This window comes from Aeromonas sp. ASNIH7, from assembly GCF_002903485.1.
GTDB lineage: Bacteria > Pseudomonadota > Gammaproteobacteria > Enterobacterales > Aeromonadaceae > Aeromonas > Aeromonas caviae.
This window is the reverse complement of record NZ_CP026226.1, coordinates 3,491,496-3,514,034: the sequence shown is the minus strand read 5'-3', so window position 1 is coordinate 3,514,034 and position 22,539 is coordinate 3,491,496. Positions and strand designations below refer to the sequence as shown.

Sequence of the window (22,539 nt, the reverse complement as noted above, 5' to 3'; positions counted from 1 at the left end):
ATGCTGATCTTTACCTACCCTCCCGTCGACTTATTGCTGATTGACAGACCCCATGCTCAATCCGTCCCATCAGGTCGACAATTACCTGCCCCCTTATCGGTGTAGTCAGGAGTTGCTCTGCTTACGAGCAACTCCTGATACTTGAAGCGCTACTACTGTAACTCAATGAAGAAAAGCTTATCGACTTCTAGAGTTGCCCCCTTGAAGATCCAGACACTTCACCCCTCTTAACTTGACCGAGGTAGTCTGGAACTATGTTCAGTACTAGCATAATCATCCATAGGAGCAACACATCTATACGGGCTAGGAATGACTCCTTGCGGGTTTTACGGCGTGTTCCATTGAACTCGCAATCCGCTAACTCATGCTGAACCTCATCCCTGTTGCCATGTGGGGATCATGGTCGCAGACCGAGGAACTGTTCGCACATTCATTTGCTTGTGCCTGTTATCGTATATTCAGTCATTGTCACTGCGGATAGCATCATCAACGCAATAAATTGATATTGAATTGAACATATCCTTCATGTTTAAGGCTGATTGGCTGCACCGAGGAAAACGCAATCACGCTGTCGCGCGGATTCAGGAGTACACCGATTACCACGCCGATGAGGTTGGAAATCAACTCGACCAGCTCGGCTTTGTCACCAAGCAGGTAAAGGGCAGTGAAGTCCGCAGCGACCAGCAAGATGAACACACCAGACTGCGATCCATGACGCAGGTTGCAATCAAATAGGCACTGCCTGACTGTTTAGTGTAGGTCTCCCGCACATGCTGGCGGCCGTAGATGGCTTGAGGACTGCGAGGCAGAACTCGTAACCGAGGCCCCTGTCGTTGATGATCGCATCGTCTTCACCTCATAGGAAAAGACACAAAATATCGAACATTGAAATCTAATATTACAGGTTAAAAAATGCACACATCACTTCTTCCTCTTTCCTGCTCATCAGGTATAATCCGCCATCTTTTTTTTGCATCAGTGACCAGCGACACCCTATGACTGTCAACCGTTTTGACCCCAGCTCAGAGAGCCTGACGCCTGCAACCACGCCGGCTCAGCCATTGGACAACCAACCTGTCCAACAAGCAACTTCCAGCATTATTAGGTCTCACCACCCAAGGATTGGTTTTGTGAGCTTGGGATGCCCCAAAAACCTGGTCGATTCCGAACGCATCCTGACCCAGCTGCGTACCGAAGGGTACGACGTGGTGCCCAGCTATGACGATGCGGAGCTGGTGGTAGTCAACACCTGCGGCTTCATCGACAGCGCGGTGCAGGAGTCCCTGGAAGCCATCGGCGAGGCCCTGGCCGAGAACGGCAAGGTGATCGTCACCGGCTGCCTGGGTGCCAAAGAGAACCAGATCCGCGAGATCCACCCCAAGGTGCTCGAGATCACCGGTCCGCACGCCTATGAAGAGGTGCTGGGCCACGTCCACAAATACGTGGAAAAACCCACCCACAACCCCTTCACCAGCCTGGTGCCGGCCCACGGCGTCAAGCTGACCCCGCGCCACTACGCCTATCTCAAGATTTCCGAAGGCTGCAACCACCGCTGCACCTTCTGCATCATTCCCTCCATGCGCGGGGATCTGGTGAGCCGCCCCATCGGCGAAGTGCTGGCCGAAGCCAAGCGCCTGAAAGAGGCTGGCGTGAAGGAGATCCTGGTGATCTCCCAGGACACCTCCGCCTACGGCGTGGACGTCAAGCACCGCACCGGTTTCTACGACGGCATGCCGGTCAAGACCAGCATGGTGGCCCTGTGCGAAGAGCTGGCCAAGCTCGGTATGTGGGTGCGCCTGCACTACGTCTACCCGTACCCGCACGTGGATGACGTCATCCCCCTGATGCGCGACGGCAAAATCCTCCCCTACCTCGACATCCCGCTGCAGCACGCCAGCCCGCGCATCCTCAAATTGATGAAGCGCCCCGGCTCCGTCGAGCGCACCCTGGAGCGGATCCAGAAGTGGCGCGAGATCTGCCCCGAGATCACCCTGCGCTCCACCTTCATCGTCGGCTTCCCCGGCGAGACCGAGGAAGAGTTCCAGATGCTGCTGGACTTCATTGACAAGGCGGAACTGGACAGGGTTGGCTGCTTCAAATACAGCCCGGTCGAGGGTGCCAAGGCCAACGAGCTGCCGGATCCGGTGCCGGCCGAGGTGCAGGAAGAACGCTTCCAGCGCTTCATGGAGCTGCAACAGCAGGTCTCCATCCGCAAGCTGGCCCGTAAAGTGGGCAAAGAGATGCTGGTGCTGATCGACGAGGTGGACGAAGAGGGTGCCACCGGCCGCTCCGCCGCCGATGCCCCCGAGATCGACGGCCTGGTCTACCTGAACGGTGAAACCGGCCTCAAGCCCGGCGACATGGTCAAGGTCCGCATCGACGAAGCGGACGAGTACGACCTCTGGGCCAGCCTGGTGGAATAATCACGCCACTCCCCCTCAAAGCCAGTCGGTCTCACCGACTGGCTTTTTTAATGTCCGCCGCCCGTCAGGCTCTTGCATGCCCCCCTGTCATCCCCTGTGCCGCCCCTCGTCACCGGTCTCCCTCTCCTTGCTCTTTTCGCACGTGCCCGTGAACCAGCGCACACTTCTCTCCGCCCACATGAGCCGCTTGTTTCCTGCGCAAAAATAAGCAGTGTCAACGGGGAAAAAACGAGCACGATCCAGCTCACATTATCGTTGCCACAGGGAGTGGAAAGGTGACTTTTTACTTTGTGAGAATTAATGCAACTTTATAATTTAAAAGGATTTAAAATGCATTTTGACGATAATGACGTGCGCCGTGCAATTTTTACGATATCGACGAAATGAAGAGTTGTTGTTTTCCTGTTAATTCTGCTTTTCTAAGGGCGTTGGACGACACAACTACAAGGGTGCAAAACCTGACCAACAGCGAGGGCCGGTATCCAAGCATGCGATGTCGGTGCTCCATTCCAAAACCATGGAAGACCAATAAGAAAGGAAAAAATATGCTTGCCAAAGTATCCAAAATCGCAACCTCAGTCATGCTGGGAACTCTGCTTGCCGGTGCCACCGGCACAGCCATGGCCGCCGACAACAAGACGGTGCTGACCCTGGTTGCCCAGCAGGAAACCGCATGGGTCAAGAACTTCAACCCCTTCCTGCAAGCGGGTCTGCTCCACACCACCCGTCACTTCATCTATGAGCCGCTGGTGATCTTCAACGATATGCAGGGTGGCAAACCCGTCTATCGTCTGGCTACCCACTACGCCTTCAGCGATGATCTGAAATCCGTCACCTTCGACCTGCGCGAAGGGGTCAAGTGGTCCGATGGTGAAGCCTTCACCGCCGACGACATCCTCTTCTCCTTCAACCTGGTCAAGGCCAACAAGGCGCTGGACGAGCGCTCCATCTGGACTCAGATCAAGGGTGTCGAGAAGCTGGGTGACCACAAGGTCAAATTCGACCTGGCCGAGGTCAACACCAACGTGGTGAACGACCTGGTGCTGGTGCCCATCGTACCGGAGCATCAGTGGAAGTCGGTGAAAGACCCGGTGGCCTTCACCAACGACAAGCCGGTCGGGACCGGTCCCTTCACCGAAGTGGACAACTTCTCCGCCCAGCTCTACACCCAGTGCCGCAACCCGCACTACTGGGACAACGCCAGCCTCTCCATCGACTGCCTGCGCATGCCGCAGATGGCCACCAACGACCAGGTACTGGCCGCCGTGATGAAGGGTGACGTGGACTGGTTCGGCTCCTTCGTGCCGGACATCGAGCGTCTCTACGTCGGCAACGATCCCAAGAACAACAAGTACTGGTTCCCCGCCTCCGGCACAGTGGCGTTCAACGTCAACTTCCAGAGCAAGAACCCGGGCAACCACGAAGCCTTCAACGACATCAACTTCCGCCGCGCCTTCTCCATGGCCATGGACCGCCAGTCCATGGTGGACATCGCGGGCTACGGCTACCCCACCGTCAACGAGTACCCGTCAGGGCTTGGCAAGGCATTCGCTTCCTGGGACAACCCGGACGTCGAGAAGAAGTACGGCAAGTACAACAAGTTCGACCTGGAAGGGGCCAAGGCCCTGCTGAAACAGGCGGGCTACAAGGACTGTGACGGCGACAAGTTCCTCGACACCCCGAGCTGCAAGAAGATCGAGTTCAAGGTGCTGGTGCCAAACGGCTGGACCGACTGGGTCAACACCGTCCAGATCGGGGTCGAAGGCCTGCAGGCCCTGGGCCTGAACGCCAAGACCGCCACTCCGGAAGCCACCGTCTGGACCGAGTCCCTGATCACCGGTGACTTCGACGTCGCCCTGCAGGGTTACTTTGCCGGTGCCAACCCGCACAAGTACTTCGAGACCGCCTTCCACTCCCGCAACATGGGTGAGCGCGGCAACCGCTTCGCGGCGCCCCGCTACAAGGATCCCGAGCTCGACAAGCTGATCGACGACTTCACCCAGACCGCCGATGCGGCCAAGCAGAAGGAGATCATGTTCGCCATCCAGGAGCGTGTCGGGGCCAACCAGACCATCATCCCGGTGTTCAACAACCCGACCTGGTACGAATACAGCACCAAGCGCTTCAATGGCTGGTTCAGTGCCGACAACCCGGTCGCCAAGCCGCAGGTACACCCGGACACTCCGGAGCGTCTGCTGCACGTGCTGTCACTCAAGCCAAACAGCTAATCACCCCGGCCCCCTGCGGGGGGCCCTCTTCCCCGCCATGTCTTCCATCCCCCGCACCTGCCGGGGTTGGGGGAGCTTTGCCCGGCGCGGGGCAGGCTTGCAGTAAAAGGTATCACCATGGGATTTATACTTAGACGCTTCTCCTTCTATCTGGTCGCCTTCCTGGTGGCCGCCACCATCAACTTCCTGCTACCCAGAGCCATGCCGGGGGACCCCGTCTCCGTCATGTTTGCCCGGGCCGGCGCCATGATGGAACCCGCCGCACTGGAAGCCCTCAAAGCCACCTTCGGTTTCGTGGACGGCCCCATCGGCACCCAGTTTCTCACCTATGTGAAGAGCGTCTTCACCTGGGATCTCGGCACCTCGGTGCGCTACTACCCCCAACCGGTTGCCGACGTCCTCGGCCGCGCCATCGGCTGGACCCTGTTCCTGGTGGGCACCTCCACCATTCTGAGCTTCTCCATCGGCTCCATCGTCGGCATCTTCGCCGCCTGGTACCGGGGCGGACGCATGGACAGCATCCTCTCCCCGCTCACTCTGGTGATGCAGGCCATCCCCCCCGTGGTGGTCTCTCTGCTCGCCCTCTTCCTGTTCGGAGTGAGCCTCGGCTGGTTGCCCATCGGCTACGCCTACAGCCCCGAGATCCCCGCCGATTTTGGCTGGGAACACATCAAGAGCATCCTGCTGCACGCCATCATGCCGGTGGGCACCCTGGCCGCGGTGCAGGTAGGGGGCTTTCTCATCACCATGCGCAACAACATGATCAACCTGCTGGGCGAGGACTACATCACCATGGCCAAGGCCAAGGGGCTCTCCAGCAACCGGGTGATCTTCAACTACGGCGCCCGCAACGCCGTGCTGCCCAGCGTCACCGCCCTCTCCATGGCACTCGGTTTCGTCATCGGCGGATCCCTCATCACCGAGGTGATCTTCAACTACCCCGGCCTGGGACTGACCCTCTATCAGGGCATCCTGGCCCGTGACTACCCCCTCATCCAGGGGCAACTGCTCATCATGACCATCACCATGCTCAGCTTCAATTTCCTGGCGGACGTGCTCTACGTCTTCCTGGATCCCCGTCTGCGTACAGGAGGCAAATAAGATGCGTATGCCGACTATCTTGAAAATCCTGCTGGGTAACAAGAAGGCCGCCTTCGGCCTCGCCATCGTGGTCACCTTCGTGCTGATGGCCCTGTTCGCCCCGCTGCTCGCCAGCAACGAACCCACCAAGCGGGTCGCCCGCCCCCACCAGCCCCCCAGCGTGGAGCTGGTGATGGGTTCCAACCGCATGGGCCACGATCTCTGGGCCCAGTTCACCAACGGCGCCCGCATCTCCCTGATGGTGGGCTTCGGGGCAGGCCTGCTGGTGTGCGCCCTGGCCATCACGGTGGGCATCACCGCCGGCTACTTCGGCGGCGTGGTGGACGAGTGCCTCACCTTCCTGATGAACGTGGTGCTGGTGATCCCGAACCTCCCCCTGTTGCTGGTGCTGGCGAGCTTCATCGGAGAGGCCTCCCCCATGGTGATCGCCCTCATCATAGGGTTGACCTCCTGGGCCTATGGTGCCCGGGTCATCCGCGCCCAGACCCTGGCCCTGCGGGAGAAGGAGTTCGTCATCGCCGCCGAGGTGCTGGGTGAACCGGCCTGGCGCATCATCCTGGTGGAGATACTGCCGAACCTCATCTCCATCATCGGGGTGAGCTTCATCGGGTCCATCATCTACGCCATCGTCACCGAGGCGACCCTGGAGTTCCTGGGGCTCGGCGACCCCACCGTCGTGAGCTGGGGCATCATGCTCTACAACGCCCAGACCTCGAGCGCCATCCTGGTGGGCGCCTGGTGGGAGATCCTGGCCCCCTGCTTCGCCATCGCAACGCTCGGTGCCGGCCTGGCCATGCTCAACTTCGCCATCGACGAAATCGCCAACCCGCAGCTTCGTTCCCACAAGGGCCTGCGTCGCTGGAAGCAGCTTGCCACTCCCATCACTGCTCAGGAGAAGACAGCATGAAGCCGCAACAACCCCTGCTGTCGGTGCGCCAGCTCTGCGTCGACTACATCACCGAAAGCGGCGACGTGCGCGCCGTCAATTCGGTCAGTTTTGACATCATGCCGGGTGAGGTGTTCGGCCTCGCCGGCGAGTCCGGCTGCGGCAAGTCCACGGTCGCCTTCTCGGTAGCTAGGCTGCACAAGCCGCCCGCCTACATCAGCGGCGGCGAGATCCTGTTCAAGGGAGAGAACATCCTCGCCTTCGACGACGAGCGACTGCGCAGCTACCGCTGGCGCCAGGCGAGCGTGGTGTTCCAGTCCGCCATGAATGCGCTCAACCCCGTGCTGCGCATGGAGGAGCAGTTCTGCGACGTGCTCTTGGCCCACAACCCCGGCATGACCCGCTATGAGGCGATCAAGCGCGCCCAGGAGCTGCTGGAGATCGTCGACATCCACCCGAGCCGGCTCAAGGACTACCCGCACCAGTTCTCCGGCGGCATGCGCCAGCGGCTGGTGATCGCCATCGCCATGGCCCTCAACCCCGAGCTGCTCATCATGGACGAACCCACCACGGCGCTCGATGTGGTGGTGCAGCGGGAGATCCTGCAGAAGGTCTATGCACTGAAAGAGAAGTTCAACTTCTCCATCCTCTTCATCACCCACGACCTCTCCTTGATGGTCGAATTTTGCGATCGCATCGGCATCATGTACGCGGGGGAACTGGTGGAAGTGGCGCCGGCCAAGGCGATCCTGACCGCGCCCCTGCACCCCTACACCCGGGGCCTTGGCAACTCCTTCCCCCCCTGCATGGGCCCAAGACCGTGCTGGAGGGGATCCCTGGCAGCCCCCTCAACCTGCTGGAGGTGCCGGTCGGCTGCCGCTTCCAGGCACGCTGCGCCAAGGTGCACGCGCGCTGCCGCCAGGAATACACCCGGCTGGCCGAGATCCGGCCCGGCCAACAGGCTGCCTGCCACCTTCATGAGGCAGCAGAGGAACAACCGGATCTTCCGATCCATCTGGACAAGGCCGCTGGCTGTTAAGGATGTCTGTCATGCAAATCGCCCAAACCGACGCGCCCATCATCGAGGTCCAGCACCTCTACAAGGACTTCGCCGTCAACTCCAACGCCATCAAGAGCGGCAAGATGCGGGCGCTGTCCGACATCACCTTCAACCTGCACCGGGGCCGCGCCCTGGCAGTGGTGGGGGAATCCGGCTCCGGCAAGAGCACCATCGCCAAGATCATCGCCAAGATGTACAAGCTCTCCAACGGCCGCATCCTCTACCGTGGCCGCGACCTGGAGGAGTTCAACAAGGGCACCGCCCTGCTGGACTATCGCCAGAGCGTGCAGATGGTGTGGCAGGATCCGTTCGGTTCATTGAATCCGACCCACACCATCTACCACCACATCGCCCGCCCCCTGCTGCTGCACAGCAAGGTGAGCGACAAGCGGGATCTGCCCGACATGGTCTATGGCCTCCTTGAAAAGGTGGGGCTGACCCCCGCCAAGGCGACCGCGGCCAAGTACCCGCACCAGCTCTCCGGCGGCCAGCGCCAGCGGGTCAACATCGCCCGCAACCTGGCGGTGGAGGCGGAAGTGGTGCTGGCGGACGAACCCACCTCCATGCTCGACGTCTCCATTCGCATCGGCATCCTCAACCTGATGGAGCAGATGAAGAGCGAGCTCGGCGTCTCCATGCTCTACATCACCCACGACATCGCCACCGCCCGCTACGTGGCGGAAGATCTGGCGGTGATGTACGTGGGTCACATGGTGGAGTGGGGAGAGGTGGACGAGATCCTGCACCACCCCCAGCACCCCTACACCCAGTTGCTCATCTCGGCGGTGCCGGACCCCGAGAAGAGCATCCACGCCGAGCTGGAGGGGGGCCGCAAGGGGGAGATCCCGCTCTGGACCCCGGAATCCCGTGGCTGTCCCTTTGCCGGGCGCTGCCATCAGGCCATGCCCCGTTGCAAGGAGAGCCTGCCGCCGGTGACCCGGCTCGCCGACAACCACTTCGTGCGCTGCTACCTCCACGAACAGGGGTAAGCAGGCCCGCGGCCGGGCGCCGTCGCCCGGCCATGCCTCGCGTCGGGGCCGCAAGGCCCCGCAATGAGCCTCGCCCGCCAGGGGCGAGCCTTCGGAGTAAGACCTTGATGGAACTTTTGATCAACCAGGTGGGTTACGAATGTGACGGGGAGAAGAGCGCCCTGCTGCAGTGCGGCGCCGACCTCGATATCTGCGGCCACGTCAGGTTGCTGCGCCAGGAGGACGACCACCTCCTGCTGGAGACGCCGCTGGTGGCGGCGGGGAGCGTCCCCGGCTGGCAGGGGCGCCACTACTGGCGGGCCGATTTCTCCGCCTTCACCGAGCCCGGCCACTACCGGCTGGAGGCCGTCGTGACCACGGAAGCGCAGGAGCGCCTGGTGCGCTCCCCCCCCTTTGCCATCGGCCGGGGGCTGCTGGCGCGCCGCTGCCTCTCCGATGTCATCCACTACTTCAAGGGACAACGCGCCAGCGGTACCTTCGACCGGGCCGACCGCAGGGCACGCCTCTTTGGCACCGATCAGCGCCGGGACGTACATGGCGGCTGGTTCGACGCCAGCGGCGACATGAGCAAGTACCTGAGTCACCTCTCCTACGCCAACTACCTCAATCCCCAGCAGACCCCCATGGTGGTCTGGTCCCTGCTCAAGTGCAGGGAACTCCTGGCGACACGTCGCGACATCGACGGGATGAACCTGTGTAAACGGCTCAATGACGAGGGGCTGCACGGGGCGGATTTTCTCTGCCGGATGCAGGACGAGAGCGGCTTCTTCTACATGACCCTGTTCGACAAGTGGAGCAAGGATCCCGAGCAGCGAGAGCTGTGCGCCTATTCGACCCAGCAGGGGATCAAGTCCGCCCGCTGGCAGGCGGGTTTTCGCCAGGGGGGCGGCATGACCATCGCCGCCCTGGCCCGCGCCGCCCGGGAACCGAGTGGCGGCGACCTTGACACAAGCCAGTACGCCGACGCGGCCAGCCGCGGCTACCTGCACCTGCGCGAGCACAACCTCGCCTACCTGGACGACAGGGTCGAGAACATCATCGACGACTACTGCGCCCTGCTGGCGGCGGTCGAGCTCACCAGAACGCTGGGCGCCGAGTGGCTCGCCGAGGCACGGGATCGGGCCGGCCGGCTGTGCGCCCGCCAGCGCGCCCACCCCGATCTCGGCCACCATTGGGCCGCCAACGACGATGGCTCTCGCCCCTACTACCACGCCGCCGAGGCGGGCCTGCCGGTACTGGCGCTGCTGGAGTATCTCGCCATCGAGCCGGATCCGGCGCGCCAGTGGGCGGCCAGGACCGTCGCCGAGCAGGCCCTGGCGGCCGAGCTGGCCCTCGCGGCCCGGGCAGGCAATCCCTTCGCCCTCGCCCGCCAGTATGTGAAAGGGGTCGATGAGGCGCCCCGGGTGAGCTTCTTTATGCCCCATCACAACGAGTCGGGTTACTGGTGGCAGGGGGAGAACGCCCGGCTGGCATCGCTCGCCACCATGGCGTTTGCTGCCGCGCAGCACCTGCCCGGGCAGAGCGCACTGCTGCGCACCTTCGGCCAGCAGCAGCTCGACTGGATCCTGGGGAGAAACCCCTTCAACGCCTGCATGCTGGCGGGTCAGGGCATCAACAACCCGGAATACACCGCCGGCTACCCCAATGCACAGGGGGGGATCTGCAACGGCATCACCGCCGGCTTCGATGACGAAAATGACGTGGCCTTTATTCCAGAGGCGTACAAGGATCGGCTGGATCAGAACTGGCGCTGGGGGGAGCAATGGATCCCGCACGCCGCCTGGTTCGCCCTGGCCATCACCTGGCAGAGCGCACAAGGAGGCCACCATGATTGAGAGCGGTTCACCCATCACTGGCACCGGGGAGAGCCCTGGCTCCTCCATACCGCCAGCCAGGTTTACCCTGGCCATCACCTGGCAAAGCGCGCAGGGAGGCCCCCATGATTGAGTTCTGGGTCGGGGTGGACGGCGGCGGCACCCACACCCGGGCCCGCATTCGCAACAACGCAGGCAAGCTGCTCGGCGAGGGGCGCGCCGCCGGCTCCAATCTGGAGCTGGGCATCGCCCTCGCCCACGGCCATGTGCTGGCTGCCATCGATCAGGCCCGCATCGACGCGGGTCTGCCCAGGGAGAGCGAACAGCGGATGGGAGTCGGGCTCGCACTCGCCTCCGCCGAGCTCGCCGACTGCTACCACGCCATGCTGACCATGCCCTTCCCGTTTGCGCGGGTGAAGCTCACCTCCGATGCCTTTGGTGCCTGCCTCGGCGCCTTCGACGGCCAGGAGGGGGCCATCCTGATCGCGGGCACCGGCTCGGCGGGGCTCATCTACCGGGAGGGACGCCTTCGCACCTGCTCGGGTCGCGGATTCCCCGTCTCGGATCTCGGCAGCGGCGCCTGGCTCGGGCTGCGCGCCATCCAGCAATCCCTGCTCTGCCACGACGGCATCCTGCCCCCCAGCACCCTGGCGGTGCGCCTGATGGATCACTTCAAGCGGGATCAGGCCGAGGTGGTGCGCTGGGCTGCGCGTGCCATCCCGGCCGACTATGGCCGCTTCGCCCCCTGGGTGTTCGATGCCGCGAGCGACGGGGACGATCTCGCCACCGCCCTGCTGGATGAGACCTGTGCCCAGCTCGCCATGCTGCTGGAGGGCATGACCCAGCTCGGGGCAGACCGGATCGCCCTGCTGGGCGGCATCGGCACGCGCCTCACCCCCCGTCTGGGCCACTTCCATCTGGTCGCCCCCAAGCGCGACGCGCTGGAGGGGGCCATCCTGCTTGCCAGGACGGAGGCGCTGCCATGTCTGCATCCCTGAGCCTTGCCGGGCCGACAACACCTGCGGGACAGGCTCCCGTTTCCTTCACCCCATCAGAGGAATTCCCATGTCCGCACCCCTGATCCACACCCGGGTCGATCACCGTGACGGTGACGATGTCTGGTTTCGCTTCACCCTGAGCCAACGACCAGCAGCCCCCTGGAAACTCCACTTCTGCCTCGCCCGCCAGATCGATCCCCACTCGATCGAAGGGGGCTCCCTGGAGCGCCAGAGCGGCAGTTACAAGGTCATGGTGCCCCATGAGGGGGTGAGCGAGCTGCGCTTCTGCTGTCGCAGCACCCCGCTCAAGCATGACTCCGATATGCCCAAGGGTTTCTTCCTGAGCCTGGAGAGCAAGGGACAGCTGCAACCCCTGGTGCTGGAGGGGGAAGACCTTGGCCTGACCAACCCGCCCTCCCCGGGACCCGACCTGCCACAGGTGGAGGCCGTCAACGGCCTCGTGCCCCAGCCCGCCCACCTGATTTATACAGAAGGCAACTTCCGGCTGGCCGAGCGGGCCCACGTCGACGGCCCCGTTCCCCTCGCCTCCCTGCTCGCCCATTTCAACGAGCTGACAGGCCTGGCCCTGACCCAGGATCACGATGCGGAGATCCACCTCGTCGAGGCGACACTTCCCCCCGAGGGGTATGAGCTCACCATCACCCCTGAGGAGATCGTCATCCGGGCCGCCGGCGAGGCGGGCTGGCGCCACGGGCTGGTGAGCCTGGCCCAGTGGGCGCTGCAACACGGAGAGAGCCTGCCCTGCCTGACGGTGCGGGATGCACCGCGCTTCGGTTTTCGCGGCATCTTCCTCGACTGTGCCCGCCACTTCCACTCCATCGCCACCCTCAAGCGCCTGCTCAAGCAGATGAGCCTCTACAAGTTCAACCGCTTCCACTGGCACCTGACCGATGACGAGGGGTGGCGCCTGGAGATCAAGGCCTTCCCCCAGCTGACCGCCGTGGGAGCCTGGCGCGGCCATGGCCTGGCGGTGGGGCCCCAGCTGAGCGGTGGCCCCGATCCCTACGGCGGCTACTACACCCAGAGCGAGGTGCGCGAGCTGGTCGCCTACGCCGCCGGGCTTGGCATCACCATCATTCCGGAGATAGACATCCCGGGTCACTGCCACGCGGCCATCAAGGCGCTGCCCGAGCTGCTGCGGGAAGAGGCGGACCACTCCCGCTACCTCTCGGTGCAATATTTCGACGACAACGTGCTTAACCCGGCCCTGCCCGGCACCTACCGGTTCCTGGACGCCGTGATGGACGAGGTGTGCGATCTCTTCCCCGGGAGTCAGGTTCACATGGGGGGGGACGAAGTGCCCACCGGCGTCTGGACCGACAGTCCCGCCTGCCAGCAGCTGATGGCCGAGCAAGGGTATCAGGATTGCCGCGAGCTGCAGGGCCACCTGCTGCGCCACTGCCAGCAGTACCTGGCTGGCAGGGGCAAGCAGATGCTGGGGTGGGAGGAGATACTGCACGGTGACAAGGTGAGCCGGGAGGCCACCGTCTTCGCCTGGACCAGCTTCCAGGCCGGCCTGGATGCCGCCGCATCCGGTTACCCCGTGGTGATGGCGCCTGCCCAGCACCTCTATCTGGATCTCGCCTGGAGTCAGGACATCCACGAGCCGGGACTCTACTGGGCGGGTACCCTCAACCTGGCGCAGGTGCATGCATGCGATCCTGCCCCGGCCGATTTCCATGCCAACGATAACATCTTGGGGGTGCTGAGCCCCTTGTGGTCGGAACTGATCACCTCTCGCGATCGTCTCGACTACATGTTGTTCCCGCGCATGCTGGCCACGGCAGAGGTGGCCTGGAGCACTCCCGCCCGCAAGGTGTGGGAGCACTTCGTCGCCCGTCTGCCCGGCCAGCTGCACATCCTCGACCAGTTGCAAGTGCGTTACCGGGTGCCACAGAGGTAGTGTTATCTTTTTCTTTTCGGCGACCTTTTGGTCGCCGTTTTTTTACCCATCGACAACAAAAACCCAACCTAGCCCCTACTTTTCATCTGCCTTTGTTGGCAAAATAAGGCCCCCGATGAAACCAGACAGGGGATGCACCTCCCTGCGGTTCCGCCACAATAACAATCAGCAAACAGATCGGAGCTTACCCTTATGGCCCGCAAACACGCCCAGGTCGTGGACAGTGAAGTGGAATTTCCCGCCGACGTGCAACTCGTTTCCACCACGGATCTGCGCGGCGTCATTACCTACGCCAACCCCGCCTTCTGCCGCATCGCCGGTTACCAGGTCGATGAACTGGTCGGCCACAACCACAACCTGGTTCGCCACCCCGACATGCCCAAGGCCGCCTTCGCCGACCTCTGGGATCGCCTCAAGGAGGGCAACCCCTGGCGGGGAGTGGTGAAAAACCGCTGCAAGGATGGCCGCTATTACTGGGTCGACGCCTACGTCACCCCCATCTACGAGCACGGCAAGATAAGCGGCTACCAGTCGGTGCGCTGCAAGCCAGACCCCCAGCTCAAGCAGGCTGCCGCCCAGGCCTATCGGGCCCTGCTTTCGGCCGAGCAACGGGGCACCCCGGCTCGCCCCTCGCTGCGCCGTTTCAGGCCGCTGATGCTCGGCCTGCCGCTGCTGGCGCTGCTGGTCTGGGCCGCCCTCACCCAGGGCCCCCTCACCGCGCTGCTGATGCTGCTTCCCCCCCTCGTCATTGCGGGCGCCTACTGGCGCGAGCTCATCGCCTTGCCCCGCTATCTCAGGCAGCTCGGTCAACAATATGACAGCCTGACCCGGCTGGTCTATTCGGGGGATGCACCGGGTGCCATCGCCGATTTTCACCTGAAGATGCTGCAGGCCCGGATCCGCACCGTGCTGGGGCGGGTCGACGATGCCACCCATCCGCTTCAGGCCCTGGCAACCGATCTGCAGGACTCCTCACACCGCGCCTTCCTCGACATCAACGAGCAGGATGCCCAGACTCAGCAGATGGCGGCCGCCATGACCCAGATGGCCAGCACCGCCCACGAAATCGCCCGCAACATCCAGGACACCAACGGCCAGGTGACCGAGGCGCGCAGCAGTTGCCAGAGCACGGTGGAACAGCTGGACCAGACCCAGCAGCAGATGACCAGGCTGGCCAGCCAGGCGGAGCAGGCCTTCCACTCCGCGGTGGAGCTCGCCAGCGAGTCGGAGCGCATTGGCAGCGTGATGGGTGAAATCCAGGGCATCGCCGAGCAGACCAACCTGCTGGCCCTCAACGCCGCCATCGAGGCCGCCCGTGCCGGAGAGCAGGGGCGCGGCTTTGCGGTGGTGGCGGACGAGGTGCGCACCCTGTCGACCCGTACCCACAAGGCGACCGAGCAGATCCAGGGCAGCATCAGCCAGATCCAGCACACCCTGGAGCGCTGGCAGGGCATGATGCAGGACAACCTGGCCCAGACCCGGGAATGTGTCGAGATGACCCGCCAGGGATCAGGCAACCTGCACCTGGTGCTGGGTGAAATCGATCTGGTGACCGAATTCTCCACCCAGATCGCCGCCGCCGCGGAGCAGCAGCAGGTGGTGGTGGAGGAGATCAGCCGCAACATCCACCAGATCTCCGAATACTCCCGCGCCAACAGCCAGAAGATCCAGGCGGTGGACGACTCCAGCCAGGAGCTGCTCAGGCGGGCCCGCGAGCTCAGGGGACTGAGCCAGACCTTCGGCTGACAGATTGCAAGCCCCATGACAGAAGCGCCACAATGGCGCTTCTGCTGTTTTTGACGAGCCATCATCATGAGAACGAACGCGCCCCCTCTGGACAAGAAGGCCCGCATCGAGGCGATCCTGGCCCTGATCCCCCCCGGCCGCGTGGTGAGCTACGGCCAGGTGGCGGACCTCGCGGGCCTGCCCGGACGGGCACGATTGGTGGGAAAAGTCTTGCGGGAGACCGACAAGGTGCTGCCCTGGCACCGGGTGCTGGGGGCGGCAGGCACCATTTCGCTGCCAAAAGGATCCGCAGGCTTTGACAAGCAAGCGGGGCTGCTGCAGGAGGAGGGGGTGCCCGTGATTGGCGGGCGGGTCAGGATGCGGGAGTGGCAGTGGCAGCCCGACCTGGCCGAGCTGCTCTTTCTGGTTCCCTTCTGACGAGGCTGGCAGCCCCGAAGGGATGGAGGCTCTTGCAACAAAGGGAGGGCCTCTGTGATCGCCCTCCGTCACGTTCTCTTCCCTAGTCGCTGGCAATGGGCCCCAGAATGTCATCGCTGCGCACCTGTACCGGGATGGTCTCATCCTCCCGTTGCAAGAGCACCAGCAGACTCTGTCTGTCCACCTCCAGCACATAGGCCGTCCCTTCACGGGTCAGGCAGGTCATGCCCGGCCGTATTTCATGTATCTCCATGACAACTCCCTGTCTTGCGCTGCCATCCATGCAGCCATTCCAGTATATCGCCATCCACCAGCAAAGAAGCCCCTCGCAAGGGGCCTCTTTCATCATGCTGTGAGCGGCGTCGCCATCAGGCTTTCTTCGCCTTGGGCAGGCTCTCCTGCCATTTTCCGTTGTCGTAATGGGCTGTCCAGCCGGTCGCCTTGCCGTTGACCTCGGTCATCACGTACTGCTCCTTGGTCTTGCGGCTGAAGCGCACCACGGAGGCGTTTCCGTCAGGATCTGACGCCGGGGCGTCCGCCAGGTACTGGTGCTTGGGAGAGAGGCGATCGCGGAAGCGCTTGAGCTCCTCCACCAGGGGCGCACGGGTCTCGCGGGATTTGGGGAAGTTGCTGGCGGCGAGGAACAGGCCGGCAGCGCCATCCCGCAGCACGAAGTGGGCGTCGGACTGGGTGCATTTCAGCTCGGGCAGGGGTACCGGATCCTCTTTCGGCGGCGCAATGTCGCCATTTTTCAGGATCTTGCGGGTGTTCTTGCAGCTCTCGTTGGTGCAACCCATGTATTTGCCGAAGCGGCCGTTCTTGAGTTGCATCTCGGAGCCGCAGCGATCGCATTCGATGCTCGGCCCTTCGTAGCCCTTGAGCTTGAACTGCCCCTGCTCCACCTCGTAGCCATCGCAATCCGGGTTGCGACCGCAGACGTGCAACTTGCGGCTGTCGTCGATGATGTAGGCGTCCATGGCGGTGCCGCAGATCCCGCAGCGATGCTTGGCTCGCAGCGCATCGGTTTCCGCCTCGTCCCCGTCGGTGGCGGAGACGAACTCGTCCGCACTGACCAGGTTGATGGTCTTCTTGCAGCGCTCCTTGGGCGGCAGGGCATAGCCGGAGCAGCCGAGGAACACCCCGGTGGTGGCGGTACGGATACCCATCTTGCGGCCACAATCCGGGCAGTCGATGTCGGTCAGCACCATCTGGTTGGCACGCATGCCTCCCTCTTCATGGGGCTTGTCAGCCTGCTCCAGCTCCTGGGTGAACTCGGCGTAGAAGGCGTCGAGCACCTTCTTCCACTCCAGGCTCCCCTCGGCGATGCCGTCGAGCTTGTCTTCCATCTTGGCGGTGAACTCGTAGTTCATCAGCTCGACGAAGTTCTCCACCAGGCGGTCGGTGACGATCTCCCCCATCTTCTCGGCGAAGAAGCGGCGGCTCTCGACCCGCACATACCCACGGTCGACGATGGTGGAGATGATGGAGGCGTAAGTGGACGGACGGCCGATGCCGCGCTTTTCCAGCTCGCGCACCAGGGCCGCTTCGGTGAAGCGGGCGGGCGGCTTGGTGAAGTGCTGGCGCGGATCCAGCTTGACCAGTTTCAGCACCTCACCGACGGTCACCGCCGGCAGCTGGCTGTCTTCACCCTTGCGGCCCATGGGCGGCAGGGCCTTGGTCCAGCCGGCGAAGCGCAGGGTGCGACCGCGCGCCTTGAGCTCGAACTCCCCTGCCTTGACGGTCAGGGTGGAGGAGTCGTACTGGGCCGGGGTCATCTGGCAGGCGACAAACTGGCGCCAGATGAGGTCATAGAGCCGCATGGCATCGGGCTCCATCCCTTCCAGCATCTCGGCGGTCACCTGGACACTGGAGGGGCGGATCGCCTCGTGGGCCTCCTGGGCATTGGCCTTGGCGCCGTAGAGGTTCGGCTCGCTCGGCAGGTAGGCGGCACCATACTGCTCGCCGATGTATTCCCGCACCGCGTCCACCGCCTCTTTGCTGAGGTTGGTGGAGTCGGTACGCATATAGGTGATGTAACCCGCTTCATAGAGACGCTGGGCCATCATCATGGTCTTCTTGACCCCGAAGCTCAGACGAGTAGAAGCCGCCTGCTGCAGGGTAGAGGTGATGAAGGGAGCGGACGGCTTGGAGCCGGTCGGCTTGTCTTCCCGGTTGACCACCTTGTAGTCGACCCCTTCCAGAGCCGCCACGGCGGCGAAGGTCTCGGCCTGGGTCACCGGCTTGAAGTCGGCACCATTGCGGCTGACCACCTCCATGCGCAGCTCGCTCTTCTCGGCGGTGAGCAGGTCGGCGTTGAGATCCCAGAACTCCACCGGCACGAACGCCTTGATCTCGCGCTCCTTGTCGACGATGAGGCGCACCGCGACGGATTGCACCCGACCGGCGGAGAGGCCGCGGGCCAGCTTCTTCCACAAGAGCGGGGAGACCATGTAGCCCACCACCCGGTCGAGGAAACGACGGGCCTGCTGGGCGTTGACGCGATGAATGTTCAGCTCGGACGGCTGGGCGAACGCCTCCTGGATGGCGCTCTTGGTGATCTCGTTGAACACCACGCGCTTGTAGCGGCTGTCGTCGCCACCGATGATCTCGCGCAGGTGCCAGGCGATCGCTTCCCCCTCTCTATCCAAGTCGGTTGCGAGATAGATGGTGTCGGCCTTGGCTGCCAGACTTTGCAACTCGCTGACCACTTTTTCCTTGCCGGGCAAAATCTGGTAGTTGGCCTGCCAGCCTGCGGTCGGGTTGATGCCCATCCTTGAGAACAGGGCGTTGCGATCCTTGGCCGCCTTCTCGGATTCGCTGAGCTTGATGCCGCGAATGACAGGTTTTTTGGGCTCGGTGCTGGCGCTGCCGCTGGTCGGCAGATCGCGCACGTGGCCTACGCTGGATTTCACCACGTAGTCCTTGCCCAAATATTTGTTGATGGTCTTGGCCTTGGCCGGAGACTCCACGATGACCAGTGATTTGCCCATGCTGTAACTATTATCCTCATTGCACCCGACGGGGTTGGCGTGCGGTTTTGTGGGGCTGTATAAGAGATTTGACGGGAAAAAGCAATCTTGCGGGTCAATTTGCCCGACAGCCCGAACCGCCCTGCTGCTTTATTTATTAATGCGAAGCCGGGGCGCGGGAAGCAACCGCTTTTTTGTTTTTATGCTATATCCCCCCTTTTTTAGATTGGAAATGACATATCCAGCCACCCTTGTGACATAAAAACCCATTCTGGTTATCAGCTTGTTACAAAGGATGAAATCTCTTTATAATGGCCGTACACCGCAGCTTTGTGCGCGGAAGGAACCGCTCCCCATATAAAAATCGAAAGGATGTGATCATGAAGCACTTCGAGGTCAACTTCGACGGCCTGGTCGGCCCCACCCACAACTATGCCGGCCTCTCCTATGGCAACGTCGCCTCCCAGAGCAACGCCAAAGAGGCCTCCAACCCCAAGGAAGCGGCCAAGCAGGGGCTGCGCAAGATGAAGGCGCTGACCGACCTCGGCATGGTACAGGGAGTGCTGGCCCCCCAGGAGAGGCCGGATCTCGCGACCCTGCGCCGCCTGGGCTTCACCGGCAACGACGCCAGCGTCCTGGCCCAGGCTGCCAGACAGGCCCCCGCCGTGCTGGCCGCCTGCTACTCCGCCTCCAGCATGTGGACTGCCAACGCCGCCACCGTCTCCCCGAGCGCCGACACCCAGGATGGCCGCATTCACTTCACCCCCGCCAACCTGACCAACAAGTTCCACCGCTCCCTGGAGCCCGAGGTGACCGGGCGCATCCTGCGGGCCGTGTTCAACAACGATCGCCACTTCTATCACCACCAGCATCTGCCGGAGAACGACCACTTCGGTGACGAAGGCGCCGCCAACCACACCCGGCTGTGCCGCGCCTATGGCGAAGCGGGGGTCGAGCTGTTCGTCTATGGCCGCAGCGCCTTCGACGTCTCCCAGCCCGCCCCCAAACGCTACCCGGCCCGCCAGACCCTGGAAGCGAGCCAGGCCATCGCCCGCCTGCATGGCCTTGGGGATGAGAGCGCCGTCTTTATCCAGCAGAACCCGGACGTGATCGATCAGGGGGTGTTCCACAACGACGTCATCGCGGTGGGCAACCAGAACGTGCTCTTCTTCCACCAGCAGGCGTTCCTCCATACCGACGCTGCGCTGGCCGAGGTGCGTACCAAGTTCGGCGACGGGGAACTGCACTTCATCGAGGTGCCGACCAGCGAAGTGTCGGTGCAGGATGCGGTGAAATCCTACCTGTTCAACACCCAGATCCTCACCCTGCCATCCGGCGAGATGGCGATCATCGCCCCCACCGAATGCCGCGACAACCCGGCGGTGTCCGCCTATCTGGCCAGGCTGGTGACCCAGGGCACCCCCATCAAGGACGTCCACTACATGGACGTGAAGCAGAGCATGAGAAACGGCGGCGGCCCCGCCTGTCTGCGCCTGCGGGTCGCCATGAACGACACCGAGCTCGCCGCGGTCAACCCGGCCTGCCTCATCACCGACAGCCAGTTTGCCCGCCTGGATCAGTGGGTCGAGAAGCACTATCGCGACAGCCTGGCGCTGGACGATCTGCGCGACCCCTCCCTGGTGCTGGAGACCCGCACCGCCCTGGACGAGCTGACCCAGATCTTGAAACTGGGTTCCGTCTATCCCTTCCAACGCTGAGGTGCGCCATCGGCCTGCAGAGCCGACGCAATAAAAAAAGAGAGCCGGGCAATGCCCGGCTCTCTTTTTAGTCCTTTGCACTGAGCTATAAAACCTGTTCACGAGCTGTAGCGAGAGATCGTCAGCAAGGTGAAGAGCAGCGAAGGAACCGGAGTGTGTAGATACACATGAGGATTCCGAGCAGCACATGAGCCTTGATCACGACCTCGCAGTAAGCTCGAAACAGGTTCTCAGCGCCAGGGGCTCTGCTGCCACAGACGGCCGAGGGCCCCCTCCAGCCCCAGTGCCGCCTGCTTGCCAAGCTTCTGGGTCAGGCTCCTGGGTTTGCTGTAGCGGATGCCGACCACCTTGTGATGGCTGGCCTGGGCCAGCAGGTAGTCATCGCTGGTGCAAAGCGCATCCACCAGTCCGAGCTGCTTGGCCTGGCTCGCCAGCCAATGCTCGCCGGTGGTCACCTTGTCGATGTCGAGACCGGGTCTGTGCTCGGCCACGAAGGCCTTGAACTGTTCGTGGATGGCCCCCAGCTCCTCGCGAAACTTCTCCCGCCCCAGATCGTCGTTCTCGCCGAACATGGTGATGGTGCGCTTGTACTGGCCTGCGGTGTGCATCTCGAATTCGATGTCGTGCTTCTTGAGCAGCTTGTTGAAGTTCGGCATCTGGGCAATCACCCCGATGGAGCCGACGATGGCGAACGGCGCCGCCAGGATCTTGTCCGCGACGCAGGCCATCATGTAGCCACCGCTCGCCGCCACCTTGTCGATGGCCACGGTCAGCGTGATGTCCTTGTCCCGCAGCCGCTGCAACTGGGAGGCGGCCAGGCCGTAGCCGTGCACCACGCCGCCGCCGGATTCGAGGCGCAGCAGCACTTCGTCCCCGGGCCGGGCCACGCCTATCACGGCACTCACCTCTTCCCGCAGGGAGGCCACTTCCTTGGCATCCATGCTGCCGTTGAAGTCGATGACGAACAGCCGGCTGCGCTCATCCTCTCCCTTGGCTTTGGCCTTGTGCTCGGCCTTGCGGGTCTTCTCCATCTGCTTGCGCTCGGCCTTGCCTGCCAGGGCTGCCTGCAGTTGATGGCGCCCCTGCTCCAGCTCGCCGGAGAGATCCGTCACCACCAGTTCCCCCTTGCGGGATTTGGGCTGGCGGCTGCTCGCCACCATCAGGATGACGGCGCCGATGGCCAGCAAGAAGGTGAGGGTCTTGGCCAGAAACAGGCCGTATTCGGTCAAAAATGCCACTTGATGCTCCGCTCAATGTCCGGTTTTTTCACATAGTAAGGAGTTTGCCCCCCTCGCGCAAAAACTCTGCCACCTCCCGTGCCAAAGACGGAGGGATCGACGCTATCGCCCTGTTTTATTCACATTTTTGCCGTCTCATACTGGTCAACTGCCGGGCCGGGTCAGTACACTTACCCACTCGATTCGTTGCGCCAAGCCGCCAGGCATTGTTAACAGGAGTCCACATGCTCGACTATCAGGCCCCCCGTGATCTGCTCAAGGACAAGGTCATTCTGGTGACGGGTGCCGGTGACGGCATCGGCCGCGAAGCGGCCCTCACCTATGCGGCCCACGGTGCCACCGTGATCCTGCTCGGGCGTACCAGTGCCAAGCTGGAGGCGGTCTACGACCAGATTGAAGCGGCCGGTCACCCCCTGCCCGCCATCGTGCCGGTGGACTTGAAAGGGGCTACTGCCGCCCACTACCGCGGCATGGCGGAGACCTTCGCCCAGCAGTTCGGCCGCCTCGATGGCGTGCTGTTCAACGCCGGCCTGCTCGGCACCCTGTCGCCGTTCGAACACATTCAGGAGCAGGAGTGGGACGAGGTGATGCAGGTCAACGTCAAATCCGAATTCCTGCTGACCCAGGCGCTGCTGCCCCTCCTTCGCCAGACCGCCAAGGAGCACGGCGAGGCGTCCATCGTCTACACCTCCTCCAGCGTGGGCCGCAAGGGGCGCGCCTACTGGGGCACTTATGCCATTTCCAAGTTCGCCGTCGAGGGGATGATGGAGGTGCTGGCGGACGAGCTGGAGAACACCAGGGTGCGGGTCAACACCCTGAACCCGGGCGGCACCCGCACCAGGATGCGGGCCAGCGCCTTCCCGGCGGAAGATCCGCAAACCCTCAAGACCCCGGCCGATCTGATGCCCCTCTATCTCTACCTGATGGGGCGTGACAGTCAGGGCCAGAGCGGCAAGACCTTCGTGGCCCAGCCCAAATAAATCAACAAATCAACCGGATGGGATTACAGTGAAGAGGGGGTGCCAAGG

Annotated in this window: 16 protein-coding genes and 1 pseudogene; 13 read left to right on the top strand and 4 right to left on the bottom strand. The window is 62.9% G+C overall.

Annotation, left to right across the window (positions count from 1 at the left end; genetic code table 11):
* Positions 1 to 486 precede the first annotated feature (486 nt).
* A complete protein-coding gene (locus C2U47_RS16605; RefSeq protein WP_103261748.1) occupies positions 487 to 696 on the bottom strand; it encodes a hypothetical protein in 210 nt (69 codons plus the stop codon).
* Between the two features lie 299 nt (positions 697 to 995).
* On the opposite strand from C2U47_RS16605, the gene rimO reads away from it, so the two are divergent.
* From rimO to C2U47_RS16550, 11 genes and pseudogenes are all read left to right on the top strand, one after another.
* Positions 996 to 2,423, top strand: a complete 1,428-nt coding sequence (rimO, locus tag C2U47_RS16600) for a 30S ribosomal protein S12 methylthiotransferase RimO (protein WP_233735823.1) — start codon at positions 996 to 998, stop codon at positions 2,421 to 2,423.
* 545 nt (positions 2,424 to 2,968) lie between these two features.
* The gene (locus C2U47_RS16595; RefSeq protein WP_039040531.1) at positions 2,969 to 4,651 is read left to right on the top strand and encodes an ABC transporter substrate-binding protein; all 1,683 of its coding nucleotides are present in this window, start codon (positions 2,969 to 2,971) and stop codon (positions 4,649 to 4,651) included.
* Positions 4,652 to 4,768: 117 nt separating this feature from the next.
* Complete coding sequence (locus tag C2U47_RS16590; RefSeq protein ID WP_010673905.1) at positions 4,769 to 5,752, top strand: ABC transporter permease; 984 nt, start codon at positions 4,769 to 4,771, stop codon at positions 5,750 to 5,752.
* A gap of 1 nt (position 5,753) precedes the next feature.
* A complete protein-coding gene (locus tag C2U47_RS16585; protein WP_010673904.1) occupies positions 5,754 to 6,659 on the top strand; it encodes an ABC transporter permease in 906 nt (301 codons plus the stop codon).
* Positions 6,656 to 7,677 (top strand): annotated as a pseudogene (locus C2U47_RS16580) (ABC transporter ATP-binding protein). Before C2U47_RS16585 ends, C2U47_RS16580 begins: the two are co-directional and overlap by 4 nt.
* A gap of 11 nt (positions 7,678 to 7,688) precedes the next feature.
* Positions 7,689 to 8,687, top strand: a complete 999-nt coding sequence (locus C2U47_RS16575) for an ABC transporter ATP-binding protein (RefSeq protein WP_103261747.1) — start codon at positions 7,689 to 7,691, stop codon at positions 8,685 to 8,687.
* Positions 8,688 to 8,794: 107 nt separating this feature from the next.
* Positions 8,795 to 10,522, top strand: a complete 1,728-nt coding sequence (locus C2U47_RS16570) for a glycoside hydrolase family 9 protein (RefSeq protein ID WP_103261746.1) — start codon at positions 8,795 to 8,797, stop codon at positions 10,520 to 10,522.
* 104 nt (positions 10,523 to 10,626) lie between these two features.
* Positions 10,627 to 11,499 carry a BadF/BadG/BcrA/BcrD ATPase family protein gene (locus C2U47_RS16565; protein WP_103261745.1) on the top strand — a complete coding sequence of 291 codons (873 nt, stop codon included), beginning with the start codon at positions 10,627 to 10,629 and terminating at the stop codon, positions 11,497 to 11,499.
* A 67-nt stretch (positions 11,500 to 11,566) separates the two neighbouring features.
* Positions 11,567 to 13,423 carry a beta-N-acetylhexosaminidase gene (locus C2U47_RS16560; RefSeq protein ID WP_103261744.1) on the top strand — a complete coding sequence of 619 codons (1,857 nt, stop codon included), beginning with the start codon at positions 11,567 to 11,569 and terminating at the stop codon, positions 13,421 to 13,423.
* 192 nt (positions 13,424 to 13,615) lie between these two features.
* Positions 13,616 to 15,169 (top strand): methyl-accepting chemotaxis protein, encoded by a 1,554-nt coding sequence (locus tag C2U47_RS16555; RefSeq protein ID WP_103261743.1) that lies wholly within the window; start codon positions 13,616 to 13,618, stop codon positions 15,167 to 15,169.
* Positions 15,170 to 15,235: 66 nt separating this feature from the next.
* Entirely contained in the window at positions 15,236 to 15,586 is a 351-nt protein-coding gene (locus C2U47_RS16550; RefSeq protein WP_103261742.1) for an MGMT family protein, read from the top strand.
* Between the two features lie 82 nt (positions 15,587 to 15,668).
* Here the strand turns inward: C2U47_RS16550 and C2U47_RS23105 are convergent, their stop codons facing one another.
* Positions 15,669 to 15,839, bottom strand: coding sequence for a hypothetical protein (locus C2U47_RS23105; RefSeq protein WP_164882089.1), 171 nt, complete (start codon positions 15,837 to 15,839; stop codon positions 15,669 to 15,671).
* A gap of 115 nt (positions 15,840 to 15,954) precedes the next feature.
* Positions 15,955 to 18,576, bottom strand: a complete 2,622-nt coding sequence (gene topA / locus C2U47_RS16545) for a type I DNA topoisomerase (protein WP_010673895.1) — start codon at positions 18,574 to 18,576, stop codon at positions 15,955 to 15,957.
* Between the two features lie 359 nt (positions 18,577 to 18,935).
* Here topA and astB point away from each other — a divergent pair, with 359 nt between their 5' ends.
* Positions 18,936 to 20,273, top strand: coding sequence for an N-succinylarginine dihydrolase (gene astB / locus C2U47_RS16540; RefSeq protein WP_103261741.1), 1,338 nt, complete (start codon positions 18,936 to 18,938; stop codon positions 20,271 to 20,273).
* Positions 20,274 to 20,503: 230 nt separating this feature from the next.
* Here astB and sohB read toward each other — a convergent pair whose 3' ends face one another.
* Positions 20,504 to 21,511: a protease SohB gene (gene sohB, locus C2U47_RS16535; protein ID WP_042880316.1), complete on the bottom strand. Its 1,008-nt coding sequence runs from the start codon at positions 21,509 to 21,511 to the stop codon at positions 20,504 to 20,506.
* Positions 21,512 to 21,735: 224 nt separating this feature from the next.
* Here sohB and C2U47_RS16530 point away from each other — a divergent pair, with 224 nt between their 5' ends.
* Positions 21,736 to 22,491 (top strand): YciK family oxidoreductase, encoded by a 756-nt coding sequence (locus C2U47_RS16530; protein WP_103261740.1) that lies wholly within the window; start codon positions 21,736 to 21,738, stop codon positions 22,489 to 22,491.
* The last annotated feature ends 48 nt before the right edge of the window (positions 22,492 to 22,539 follow it).